Raw genomic sequence first — 12,369 nt, 5'->3', positions numbered from 1 at the left:
AGTGAACGTTTTTTGTGCATCCGGTCGGATTTCTTGCAGTCGCCCGCGAAGGACCGGCGCCACGGTGCCGCTTGCCCGGCACGCGCAGAAGTCGCGACCGGCACGCGGCCTGATGACGAAGTGCAAATGCCCTACCCGGTCGCGGCGAGCTTCCCGGGCACGCGCTCAGGTATCTGGCGTACCAAAATCAGGGGCGTCCGCAAGATGGCAGGCTTGCCCAGCGGCCGGGCCGACATGCAAGGCGCGGCGCGCCAAGGACCGAGCGCGCAGGCTCACACCACGTGAGCGAGCGTGCCCATCATGAAATCGCGGTTGTAATTCAGAAACCGCACCCGCGGGTCGTCATCGGAGCGGCGCATCACCCGGTCGTAATCCGCAAGGCAGATCACCTGGGCATCGTTGCGCACGATGTCGAAGGCGCGACCCCGCAGGAAGGCGCTGACGAATTCATCGGCCAGCGCGCGGGATGGAAAGTTCAGGATCGTCGTCGTTCCGCCCATGTTGTTCTTGAGCCCGTAGCAGACCACTTTCTGGCGCTCGAACATGAAATCGGCGAATTCCATGGTGTTCTCGCAATAGGTATCCATCGGACCCTCCTTCGCGCGTGGACCGCGTGCAAGTGCAGCGCTCCTTCGGGAGATAGCGTAGCCTGACCCGACGGAAATATCTAAAATTTTCTGCACTGCAGCGTGAGAAGACGGCGCTTTGCGCAAGGAACGCCGCGAAGGGCGGCAGATGGCGCGGAAAGCAGCGGCGGAATGGCGCGAAACCGGGCAGAATCCGCAGGCGGCGCGTTCATGCCCCATGGCGCTGGCGGAACTCGGACGGCGTCATGCCGGTCTCGGCCTTGAAGGCGCGGCTGAAATAGCCGGTATCGTGAAAGCCCGACCGCAGCGCGATATCGGCGATGGCGTGGCGGGTGAATTGCAGCAGACGGCGCGCCTCGACCATGCGGCGCTGGCGGATGATGGCCTTGGGCGGCGCGCCCAGGATGCGGCGGCAGAGCCGCGTCAGATGCGGCGCCGAGATGCCCAGCGCGCGGGCATACTCGTCCACGCCCCGATCCTCGGCGAAGCCCTCCTCGACCGCGGCGCAGAAGGCCTGCGCCTGGGCCTCGTGGCGGGTCTGCTCGGTGCGCGGCGCCGATGCGGCGCGCCCTGTCACGGGCGCAGGCTCGGCGCCCGCATAAAGCACGATGAGCCGGGCAAGCGCGGCCAGAAGCGGGCCACGTTCGGCGGTGATCGCCCCGAAGACCGCGCGGACCTGGCCCAGAAGCTCGGTGATCCGGTCGAAATGGCGTGCCGTGTCCGGCAGCAGGATCACCGCGCCGCCCTGGGTCAGCCGGTCGAACCGCGCGCGGGTGTCGGGATCGAGCGCTGCCATGGCGAGGCTGACCACATCGCCCTCAGTGCCTACGGGAAAGCGGAAACCGTGGGCGGCCCCCGGCGGCATCATCAGCAGCGTGGGTCCGGTGGTCCGGAAGGCGATCTCGTCCGCGGCGATCTCGACCCCGGGGGTGCGGAAGAGGAAGATCTGCGCAAGCCGCGCATGGCGGTGCATCCGGATGGTCCAGCCCAGTGGATCGCTGCGTTCCCGGATGGTTTCGTGGTGCAAGGGCTCGGTGATTTCGCCCGAAAGCAACTCGCCGTAAAGCTCGAATGTGGGAATGCGGCTTGGCATGAAAACTCCGGATTCGCGGCGCCATTCGGGGCAAAAAGGCGATACTCGGATCGTAAAGTGCAATATTTTGGTGGATGCGTCCATGGTGGCGCAGCGCGCTGGCTGTATACTGAAGCGCGATCGGTCCGGGCGCCGATCTTTGCGGGCGGCCACCCGCACCGACAGGCGATGCGCGGCGCGTGTCCCTGCCCTTCCTTTCGTCCCGCAACGAGGACCGCGCGCATGGCACGTCGTCTCACCACCTCCGTCTGCATCATCGGCTCCGGCCCGAGCGGGCTGTTGCTGTCGCAGCTTCTGGCGCAGGCGGGCATCGCCTCCATCGTGCTCGACCGGCGCGACCGCGCCTATATCGAGGGGCGGATCCGCGCGGGCGTGCTGGAACAGGGCACGGTCGATGCGCTGGAAGAGGCGGGTGTCTCCGCGCGGCTCCATGCCGAGGGGCTGCCCCATGACGGCTTCGATCTGGCCTTCGACGGCGACCGGCACCGGATCGACCTGAAAGGGCTGACGGGCCGCCGGGTCACGGTCTACGGGCAGACCGAGGTGACCCGGGACCTGTTCGAGGCGCGCATGGCCGACGGGCAGGACTTCCTGTTCAACGTCTCCGACGTCCGTCCGGTCGATCTGAAGACCGCCAAGCCCGGCGTGCTTTGCGTCCAAAACGGCGAGGAGATCGAGATCCGCTGCGATTACGTGGCGGGCTGCGACGGCTTTCGCGGCGCCTCGCGGCAGGCGATCCCGCCGGATGTCCTGAAGACCTTCGAGCGGGTCTATCCCTTCGGCTGGCTCGGCATCCTGGTCGAGAAACCGCCCGTGCATCACGAATTGATCTACGCCAATCACGCGCGCGGCTTCGCGCTGGCCTCGATGCGGTCCGGGACGCGCAGCCGCTACTACCTGCAATGCTCGCTGGACGACCATGTCGACAACTGGTCCGACGACCGCTTCTGGGACGAGTTGCGCCTGCGGCTGGGGGACGAGACCGCCGCGCATCTGCAGACCGGCCCCTCCTTCGAGAAAAGCATCGCGCCGCTGCGCTCCTTCGTGGCCGAGCCCATGCGCTACGGGACCCTGTTTCTCGCGGGCGATGCGGCGCATATCGTGCCGCCCACCGGGGCCAAGGGGCTGAACCTTGCCGTCGCCGATATCCGGCTCTTGTCCCGCGCGCTGATCGCGCATTACCGCGATGGCACCGACACCCATCTCGAGGCCTATTCCGAGACGGTGCTGCGCCGGGTCTGGAAGGTCGAGCGCTTCTCGTGGCAGCTGTCCATGCTGATGCACCACTTCCCCGATCACAGCCCCTTCGAGGCGCGGATGCAGCGCGCGGAATTCGACTATCTCGCGAGTTCCGAGGCCGCCTCGCGCGCCATCGCGGAAAACTACGTGGGACTTCCCCTCGAAGGCTGAGGGGCCGCGCCCAGAAGCTCGGCCACCAGCGGGTTGGGGAAGCGGCGCTGCAGCGTCACCGCGTAGAACGTCTCTTCCATGTCGCTGAGGCGCATCGCTTCGGCCAGAAGGCCCGATCCGAGCTCGTCGCGCACGACGATGGGCGGGATCACCGCGAGACCCGCATCCTCGCGCGCGAGAAGGCGCAGCATCGCCATGTCGTCGGCCTCCGCCGCGATCTGCGGCGCGATCCCCAGCCGCGCGATCAGCGCATCGAAGGCCGCGCGCAAGGCCGTCTCGGGCGTGGGCAGGATCAGCGGCATGGTGGCGAGCATCCGCTCCAGCGTGTCGGGCGCATGGGCCAGACGCGCGGGCGTGCCGATCAGGCTGACCGGCTGGGCGTCGAGCCTTTGCACCAGATAGGCGCTGGCCGCGTCCCGCGCCGGGGCCAGGTTGGTCAGCACCACGTCGAGCGACAGCGCCTCGAGCCCCGACAGCAGCGCCGATTGCGGCCCCGAACGCAGGATCACCTCCACGTCCGGGCGCTGGATCAGCGGGCGCAGGAACTCGATCTGGAAGTTGCGCGACAGCGTGGCCAGCGCGCCGACGCGCAGCGGCCGCCGCGCCGCCCGGGTCTCGCGCAGGGTCGCGGTCAGGTCATCGGCGGTGCGGAAAATCGCCTCCGCATGATCGAGCGCGATGCGCCCCGCCTCGGTCAGCACGAGGCCCCGGCCCCGTCGTTCGAACAGCGCGTGGCCCAGCGCCGCCTCCAGCGTCTTGATCTGGGTGGAGACCGCCGATTGCGACAGGTTCAGCCCGCGCGCCGCGCCGGTCAGGGTGCCATCGCGGGCCACGGCGCGGAAGAGGCGCAGGTGATGCAGGTTCAACATGCGACCCTTCTATCAAACAGAACGATATCTCTCAATATAAGTATTTTTCTTGAATACGCGGCCGCGCTATCTGCTCGCTCAACCGCAGATCTGATCGGAGACATGCCATGTCATCGCTTCTACCGCTCTCGTTCCTCGCCCCGCTGGTGCTTCTGGCCGTGGCTGCCCGCGCGTCCCTGACCCCGGGTGCACGTCCGGGTGCGCTGACCCGCTGGGCGGAGGCCGCGGCGCTGGCGGCGCTTGGCCTGACCCTTCTCGGGCTGGTCCAGCTTCTGATGCAGGGCCCCGCGACGGCCAGCATCGGCGGCGGGCTCGGCCTGCTGGCGCTTCGGCTCGATGCGCTGAGCGCGACCATGGCGGTGCTCGTGGGCTTCGTCGGCTGGATCGTCCTGCGCTATTCGCGCAGCTATCTCGACGGCGAGCCGCGCGAGGGCGCCTTTCACGGGCTGATGCTGGCGACGCTGGCGGCGGTTCTGGTGCTCGTGCAATCGGGCTCCTTCATCGTGCTGATCGCGGCCTTCCTCGCCATCGGCGCGGGCCTCCGGGCGCTCCTGCTCTTTTATCCCGACCGCCCCGAAGCCCGGCGCGCGGCGGCGAAATTCAGCCTCGTCTGGGGCTTCGGCGATGCAAGCCTGATCGTCGCGGGCCTGCTCTTCTGGATCGCATACGGCACCACCGATCTCGCGGCGATCAGCGCCGCCGCGGCCCAGACCGGCCTGCCCGCCACGGCGCATGTCGCGGTGGCGCTCTTGGTGCTGACCGCGGCGCTGAAGACCGCGGCCTTCCCGCTGCATGGCTGGCTGACCGAGGTGATGGAGGCGCCGACCCCGGTGTCTGCGCTGCTGCATGCGGGCATCATCAACTCGGGCGGCTTCCTGCTGATCCGGATGGCCGAGCCGATGCGCGAAAGCCCCGGTGCGATGGCCGCTCTCGTGATCCTCGGCGGGCTGACCGCGCTTTTCGGCGCGGCGGTGATGCTGACCCAGAGCGCGGTGAAGACCGGTCTTGCCTGGTCGACGATCAGCCAGATGGGCTTCATGCTGCTGCAATGCGGCCTCGGGCTCTGGACGCTGGCGCTGCTGCATATCGTGGCCCATTCGCTCTACAAGGCGCATGCCTTCCTCGGATCGGGCAACGCGGTCAAAGCCGTGACCGATGCGCGCCGCCCCGGCCCGGTGGCCGCGCCCGATCTGGGCGCCGTGGCGCGCGCCTTCGTCCTGGCGCTCGTGCTTTACGGGGTGGTGGCCGCGGGCTTCATGGCCTTCGTCGCCCCCAAATCGGCACAGGCGCTGGCACTCGGCGCGATGCTGATCTTCGGGGTCGCCTACCTGGTGGCGCAGGGCCTGGCCGACAAGGCGCCGAAGGCGCTGACGCAGCGCACGGCGCTGGCCTCGCTCGGCGCGGCACTGGCCTATTTCACCTTCCAGCAGGGCGCCCACATGCTCTGGGGCGCGCATCTGCCCGCCCCGCAAGCGCCGGGACCGCTGGAATGGGCGCTCATCGTGCTTGCGCTCTTCTCCTTCGGCCTCATCGCGCTGGCGCAGTCGCTCTTCCCGCTCTGGGCCCATCACCCGGCGACGGCGGGGTTGCGCGTGCATCTCGCCAACGGGCTTTACCTCAATGCCGTGCTGGACCGCCTGATCGGTGGCTTCCGGACCGCGAAATCTAATTGATCCCTCAAGACGGAGCGACCCCAATGTTTCTCAAGCACAGCACCATCGCCCCGGCCCGGGTGTCGGGTCTTCTCAAGGCCGCCGAGCGGGCGGGCCGCGCCATCCCGCCGGCCTTTCCCCTCTCGGCCAATGTCGCGGTCAATCCCTTCCTCGGCCAGACCGGCGAGCCCTTGGCCATGGCCGCGGCCCGGCTGGCCCGGGTGGCCGGCGTGCGCCTGACCCGGAGCCGCGACGACTACGCCGCCGAGATCGCCAAGGGCGCGATCAGCGACGACGACCTCGCCGCCGCCCTGTTCGAGAGCGACGATCCGCTGAAGCCCGTCGACCTCGCCGCGCTCAAGGCCCGGATGAAGCGGCCGCACCCGGCCCCGAAGGCGCTTCCGACCGTGGCCGAGCTGGCCGCCGAGGCGCAGGGCACCGACTGGCCCGCGCTCATCCTGCGCGCCACGGGCCTCTGGGCGGGCGGGCATTTCGACCAGGGTCAGGCGCTCTGGACCCCGGCGCCGGGCCGGTCGGCCTTCGCCGCCTGGCGCGACTGGGCGACGAACGACCTCACCCCCGAGATCGCGGGTCTCACGGGGTTCTGCGCGCATGTGGCCGACGCCCCCGACACGCCCGAACGCGCCATCCTGCGCGCCTGCGAGACGCTCGGCATCACCGAAGACGCCGCTGAGACGGTCTTCCACCGGCTGCTGGTCGATCTGGGCGGCTGGGCGCATCACGCGCGCTGGCAGCTCTGGCAGGCCGAGCTTGCGGGCGGCAGCGACACCGCGCTGACCGACCTCCTGGCGATCCGGCTGATCTGGGAAGAGGCGCTGTCGGCCCATGTGCCGGAGATCGCCCCCCGTTGGGAGGCGACGCTGGCGGCCCATGCCGCCCCGATCACGCCCACGCCGGACGAAGTCGCCGACGCGATCCTGCAGGACGCCGCCGAGCGGGCGCATCAGCGCCAGCTCGAGATGAAGCTCATGGGCGGCACGCCGCGCGGCACCAGGCCCGCCCTGCAGGCGGCCTTCTGCATCGACGTGCGGTCCGAGGTGTTCCGCCGCGCGCTCGAAGGCACCGGCCCGGATATCGAGACCATCGGCTTCGCGGGCTTCTTCGGCCTGCCGGTGTCGCACCGCGCGCATGGCTCCGACCTCGACGAGGCGCATCTGCCGGTGCTGCTGCAGGCCGGCGTGGAGGCCACGAGCCACCGCCCCCCCGAGGCCGAACAGGACGCCCGCATCTCGGCGCGGGCCGCGCGGGCCTGGGGCCGATTCCGGCAGGCCGCCGTGTCCTCCTTCGCCTTCGTGGAGGCGGCGGGACCGTTCTATGGCGCCAAGCTGGTCAAGGACGCGCTGGGACGCGGTGGCAAGGCCGCGGCGAACCCCGCGCCGCGCTTCACCACGCAATTCTCCGCCGAGGAGAAGGCCGCGACCGCCGCGAAAGTGCTGCGGGCGATGAGCTTCACGCACAACCATGCCCGGCTGGTGCTGCTGCTGGGCCACGGCGCTGAGGTCACCAACAACCCCCATGCCAGCGCCTATCATTGCGGCGCCTGCGGCGGGCAGACCGGCGAGGTCTCGGCGCGGCTTCTGGCGCAGTTGCTGAACGATCCCGAAACCCGCGCGGGCCTGCCCGCCCAGGGCATCGAGCTGCCGGAAGACACGCTCTTTGTCGCGGGCCTGCACGAGACCACCACCGATGCGGTCACCCTCTTCACCGAAGAGGCGACGCCGGATCACGCGGACGATCTCGCAAAGGCGCGCGCAGCGCTCGAGGCCGCGGGCGCGCAGACCCGGGCCGAACGCGCGGCGCGGCTGCCGGGCGCGAAGGCCCACGACATCGCCCGCCGCGCGGTGAACTGGGCCGAGATCCGGCCCGAATGGGGTCTCGCGGGCTGTGCCGCCTTCATCGCTGCGCCGCGCGCCGCGACCGAGGGCATCGACCTCGGCGGGCGGGCCTTCCTGCACAATTACGACTGGCAGGCCGATGAGGGCTTCGGCACGCTGGAGCTGATCCTGACCGCGCCCGTGGTCGTGGCCAGCTGGATCAGCCTGCAATATTACGGCTCCGCGGTCGCGCCCGAGGCCTTCGGCGGCGGCAACAAGCTGATCCACAACGTCACCGGCGGCATCGGCGTGGTGCAGGGCAATGGCGGGCGGCTGCGCACCGGCCTGCCCTGGCAGGCGATCCATGACGGCGATGCCTTCGCGCATGAACCGCTGCGTCTGTCGGTGATGATCGAGGCCCCCGAGGCCGCGATCCTCGACGTGCTCGACCGGCATGACGGGGTGCGGGCGCTGTTCGACAATGGCTGGCTGCACCTCTTCACGCTGGAAGAAGGCCGGGTCGCGGCGCGCTACAAGCCGGGCGGCACCTTCAAGCGGGCGGCGGCGGAACAGCTGGCGGCTTGACCTGCCCGACCATCAAAGCCCCGGCATGCTTCGCGATGCCGGGGCTTTCTTCTGTCCGTCATACGGGTGTTTTTGCAAAGCTCAGCTGCCCTCGCAGCCTCAGCCCTGCACGACTTCCTCGATCTGGGTACAAAGCGCCAGCGCCTTCGCGGTCTCGCCCGCCTCGATGAAGCGCCGCATCAGCCCGAGCGCATCGCCCAGCGCGCGCGGATCGAAACCCGTCTCGGGCGTGGCGCCCGGGCGGCGGACGCTCAAATAGCGGCTCTCCACCCCGCGCGTCGGCAACAGGGCAGCGGACGAATCCGCATCCCGCCCGAAATGGAAATCGATCCCGTCATTGGCGAAGGTCCATTCCAGCGCGTAGAGCGTCAGGAAATGCAGCGCCTCCTGCCCCGCCGCATCCTCGGGCGCGAGCGCGAAAAGCCGGATCATGTCGCCGAAATCCGCGTCGAAGACATGGGCCGCTGCGGCCACCGGCATCTTGCCCTTCCACAGGATCGGAAGAAACAGCAGGTCCTGCGCGGCCGCGGCCCGCAAGAGCGGCGCGGCGCGGGCGATGCGGTCGGCCTCCTCCGGTCCGAGACGCGCGGCAAGCGCCTCGAGCACGGTGAGCGCCGCCTCGATGGAGGCCGGTTTGACCAGCGTCAGCCGGGCCTCGGGCGCGCCGCGCTTGTCGCGCCAGGCGCTGTAGGCCCGCGCGAGGTCGCCGGGGATCAGCGTATCCAAGACCGCGCCGAAACTCGCGGGCAGCGAGAAGACCGGCGTGGTCAGCTTGTCGGCCTTGGTGACGCGATCGACGTAGCGCTTCTGCGCGGTCTCCAGACCCTCGGCCTCGAGCGCCGCCGCCAGCGCATCCATCCGCGCCGCGGGTGCCGCATAGAGCAGCGACAGCCGCGCCCAGGGCATGGCCGCCAGCGACCGCGCCAGCGCGGCGATGGCCGGGGCTTCCTCGGCGGGGTCGCACAGAAATCCGGTGAAGGGGCTCAGAAGCCCGCGCCCGCCCGCCTTCAGCTCGGTCTGGACCATGCCGGCGCTCTCGCTCCAGCGGGTCCGCTGGCTCAGCGGCAGGATGGCGACGCAACCGCCGTCCCCGGCCCGGCGCACGACGAGCACGCTCCAGCCCTGCCCCGCCGCATGGAAGGACGCGCGGGTCCAGGCCCAAGACAAAAAGATATGCGCGTCGGGATCGCGCAGGCAAAGATCGTCCCACGCGGCCTTGAGCGCCTTGAGGCCCGCCTCGGTATGGACGACTTCCACCTCGAACGGATCGGAGGGTGCGGCCGCGGTGATCGGTGTCGGGTCCATGTGCATCGCCGGCCTCACGCCGCCTGTCGGATCATCTGTTCGAAGACGCGGCGTGCCTCCTCGAAATCCTGCGCGATGGGCCGAGTCAGCGCCACGCGATCGCCGAAATAGGCGCCCACGCTGCAGAGATGCGCGGCGAATTCCGGATGCACGCCCGCGTCGTCGAAGCGCCGCACCCGGGTCTTGGACAGCCAGCCGCGCTTCTTGGCCTCCTTCACGATCAGCTTGAAGCGCTGGATGCAATGCAGCGTCGTGTAGACCGCGAGGTAATCGAGCCAGTCCCGGCGCTCCGCCTCCGGCAGGGCGATCAGCCCGTCGCGCACGATCTCCTCCATGACCTGCGGCGGCACCGGCCAGGCCTCGTCGCCGATCAGCCAGGCGAAATCCTCGGCGCCGTGGCGAACCCCGGCATATTCGAAATCGAACCAGCGCAGGCGGTCATCCGCGCCGATGGCCGCATTGCCCGACCGGCAATCCCATTTCACGAATTGCCGCGCGGGCACCTGCACCGCAGCGCAGAGCTGCGCGTGATCGACCGATGCGGACCGGCCCGCCGAATAGGGTTCGAGCGCGGCGCGGGCGCGCGCGAGGTTGTCGATCCAGGCCGCGTTGACACCGAGATGCGGCAGCGCGGTGTTCAGCCCGGCGGTCGCACCGGCGCGCTGGATGCGGAAGATCGCAGCGACAGCCTCCTCCGCAAGGGCGCGACGGCGGGCCCCGCCTACCTTGGCGATCTCCATGTTGAGGCGGCGTCCGCCCACGTCGGACTGGTAGATGATCTCGCCGTCGACGCCGAGGCAGGCCGGCGCATCGGCGCTGTGGCGCGACAGCGCCTTCAGCACGAAGGCCTCCAGATGTGCGCGGCGGAAATTCGGGCGCAGAGTGGCGATGACGCTGCGCTCGGCGAAGATCAGCCGGCAGCTCGAGCGGCCTTCGCCGCCGGGATATTCGATGTCGCGGACCGGCTCGCCGAATTGCCGTTCGGCCGAGCGCAGGATGCGGGCGCGGCGCGCTTTGCGCGATGTGTCGGACATGGTCGTCTCTCCGTCATTTCGGCCCGAAGGCCCGCCCCCCAGCGATGATGCGGGGCCGGACCCCTGACAGGCCCAGCCCCAGCCGGTGTGACCCGGCGTTTTCGGTTCACGTTCAGAAGATGTCGCACTCCTCCGCGGTCGATCCCGAATGTGTCGCCCCGCCGGACCCGCCACCGCTGGCATAGATGTCCTGGTTCATGAGGCTGATATAATCGTCGCCATCCTCGGCATAGGCGTGGAAGGCCGGCAGGCCACCCGCGAGCGTCGTGCTCGTCGATCCGGAAGTGCCGCCCGAGCCGGAACCCTGCGTGCCACCCGAACCGCTGCCCTTGGTGCCGCCGGAGCCGGAGCCCTGCGTGCCGCCCGAGCCGGAGCCGGAGCCCTTCGTGCCACCCGAGCCGGAGCCCTGCGTCCCGCCCGAGCCGGAACCCTTGGTGCCACCCGAGCCGGAGCCCTTCGTGCCGCCGGAGCCGGAGCCCTTGGTGCCGCCGGAACCGGAGCCCTGCGTGCCGCCCGAGCCCGAGCCCTTCGTGCCGCCGGAGCCAGAGCCCTGCGTGCCACCCGAGCCGGAGCCCTTGGTGCCACCGGAGCCAGAGCCCTGCGTGCCACCCGAGCCGCTACCCTTGGTGCCGCCGGAACCGGACCCCTGCGTGCCACCCGAGCCGGAGCCCTGCGTACCGCCCGAGCCGGAACCCTTGGTGCCGCCGGAGCCAGAGCCCTTCGTGCCACCGGAGCCAGAGCCCTTGGTGCCACCGGAGCCAGAGCCCTGCGTGCCACCCGAGCCGGACCCCTTGGTGCCACCGGAGCCAGAGCCCTGCGTGCCACCCGAGCCGCTACCCTTGGTGCCGCCGGAACCGGACCCCTGCGTGCCACCCGAGCCGGAGCCCTGCGTACCGCCCGAGCCGGAACCCTTGGTGCCGCCGGAGCCAGAGCCCTTCGTGCCACCCGAGCCGGAGCCCTGCGTACCGCCCGAGCCGGAACCCTTGGTGCCGCCGGAACCGGAGCCCTGCGTGCCGCCCGAGCCCGAGCCCTGCGTGCCGCCCGAACCGGAGCCCTGCGTCCCACCCGAACCGCTGCCCTTCGTGCCACCGGAGCCGGAGCCCTGCGTACCGCCCGAGCCGCTACCCTTGGTGCCACCGGAGCCAGAGCCCTGCGTGCCACCCGAACCGGACCCCTTGGTGCCACCGGAGCCAGAGCCCTGCGTGCCACCCGAGCCGCTACCCTTGGTGCCGCCGGAGCCGGAGCCCATCATCTCGCCGGAGCCGGAAGGCACCGGCTCGGGATCCGTGGTCTCGCCCAGGTAGGGATCGAGCGACACTTTCACCGGCAGGCCCGGCCCGTGTTCTCCGATGACGTTCAGGCTGGCGATCTCGACGCCCTGCGCCACGGCCGGGTCGGGCAGGATGATCTGGTCCACATCCGAGAAATGCCCCCATGCGACGGGCGTGCCGTCCGGTCCCACGAATTCGACGGAGCCGTTCTGGCTGCCATCGGCATTGGTGGTCACGTTGATGATCTTGACGGTCCCCACCTGCGACAGATCGAGCGTGGAGGACGGCGTGCCGCCCATCGCGCTCATGTCCTGCGACAGGTTCTCGTCGTACCAGGAGGCGAAGGAGTCTCCCTCCACCCCGCCGTTGTGATAGGATTGCGTCGTGCTGGCGCTGTCATGGCCCGTTGCACCGGTCCCGCTGTTCAGTGACATCCCCTGATTCCCCTTATTGATCCGTGGACCCGGGCACCGTTCCTGCGCGCCAACGCAGGTGGAGCCGAGAGAAGCCAGTGTCGGAAACCGCCACAATTTTGCAATAATTTGCCTTAATTCAGCCGTTTCGCGGGTGTCATTGTCGCTGCCCCGGGATCAATGGAGACCCCGCCCGAGCACCGATGGCAAAGCGTCAACAGAGCCGCGCGTCGGTTCCGGCGAATCGTCTTCAGACCAGGCCAATTGCGGCAGAGCGGGCCGGGCATCACGCGCGGCCGGATGCCCCGGGCCCAA

Annotated in this window: 9 protein-coding genes; 3 read left to right on the top strand and 6 right to left on the bottom strand. The window is 69.8% G+C overall.

The window, feature by feature from the left end; genetic code table 11:
• Positions 1-272: 272 nt before the first annotated feature.
• Together BW990_RS12725 and BW990_RS12720 are read right to left on the bottom strand one after the other, a co-directional pair.
• Complete coding sequence (locus tag BW990_RS12725) at positions 273-587, bottom strand: hypothetical protein (RefSeq protein ID WP_076448420.1); 315 nt, start codon at positions 585-587, stop codon at positions 273-275.
• A gap of 208 nt (positions 588-795) precedes the next feature.
• Entirely contained in the window at positions 796-1,680 is an 885-nt protein-coding gene (locus BW990_RS12720; protein WP_076448419.1) for a helix-turn-helix domain-containing protein, read from the bottom strand.
• Positions 1,681-1,902: 222 nt separating this feature from the next.
• On the opposite strand from BW990_RS12720, the gene pobA reads away from it, so the two are divergent.
• Complete coding sequence (gene pobA / locus BW990_RS12715; protein ID WP_076448418.1) at positions 1,903-3,090, top strand: 4-hydroxybenzoate 3-monooxygenase; 1,188 nt, start codon at positions 1,903-1,905, stop codon at positions 3,088-3,090.
• Here pobA and BW990_RS12710 read toward each other — a convergent pair.
• Complete coding sequence (locus tag BW990_RS12710) at positions 3,063-3,959, bottom strand: LysR family transcriptional regulator (RefSeq protein WP_076448417.1); 897 nt, start codon at positions 3,957-3,959, stop codon at positions 3,063-3,065. The two genes, pobA and BW990_RS12710, sit on opposite strands and share 28 nt — an antisense overlap.
• A 107-nt stretch (positions 3,960-4,066) precedes the next feature.
• Here BW990_RS12710 and BW990_RS12705 point away from each other — a divergent pair, with 107 nt between their 5' ends.
• Together BW990_RS12705 and BW990_RS12700 are read left to right on the top strand one after the other, a co-directional pair.
• Positions 4,067-5,632 carry a proton-conducting transporter transmembrane domain-containing protein gene (locus tag BW990_RS12705; protein WP_076448416.1) on the top strand — a complete coding sequence of 522 codons (1,566 nt, stop codon included), beginning with the start codon at positions 4,067-4,069 and terminating at the stop codon, positions 5,630-5,632.
• Positions 5,633-5,655: 23 nt separating this feature from the next.
• Positions 5,656-8,031, top strand: coding sequence for a YbcC family protein (locus BW990_RS12700; protein ID WP_076448415.1), 2,376 nt, complete (start codon positions 5,656-5,658; stop codon positions 8,029-8,031).
• Between the two features lie 99 nt (positions 8,032-8,130).
• On the opposite strand, the gene BW990_RS12695 is transcribed toward BW990_RS12700, so the two are convergent.
• The 3 genes from BW990_RS12695 to BW990_RS21870 all read right to left on the bottom strand — a co-directional run bounded on the left by BW990_RS12695 (position 8,131) and on the right by BW990_RS21870 (position 12,075).
• Complete coding sequence (locus BW990_RS12695; RefSeq protein ID WP_076448414.1) at positions 8,131-9,336, bottom strand: GNAT family N-acetyltransferase; 1,206 nt, start codon at positions 9,334-9,336, stop codon at positions 8,131-8,133.
• Positions 9,337-9,350: 14 nt separating this feature from the next.
• Positions 9,351-10,370 carry a phosphotransferase gene (locus tag BW990_RS12690; protein WP_076448413.1) on the bottom strand — a complete coding sequence of 340 codons (1,020 nt, stop codon included), beginning with the start codon at positions 10,368-10,370 and terminating at the stop codon, positions 9,351-9,353.
• Between the two features lie 112 nt (positions 10,371-10,482).
• Positions 10,483-12,075, bottom strand: coding sequence for a hypothetical protein (locus tag BW990_RS21870; RefSeq protein WP_076448412.1), 1,593 nt, complete (start codon positions 12,073-12,075; stop codon positions 10,483-10,485).
• Between the last annotated feature and the right edge of the window lie 294 nt (positions 12,076-12,369).

It is taken from the genome of Roseivivax lentus (assembly GCF_900156805.1).
GTDB classification, from domain to species: Bacteria; Pseudomonadota; Alphaproteobacteria; order Rhodobacterales; family Rhodobacteraceae; genus Roseivivax; species Roseivivax lentus.
Note: the sequence above shows the minus strand (reverse complement) of the source record. Positions and strands in the feature narration are given on the sequence as shown.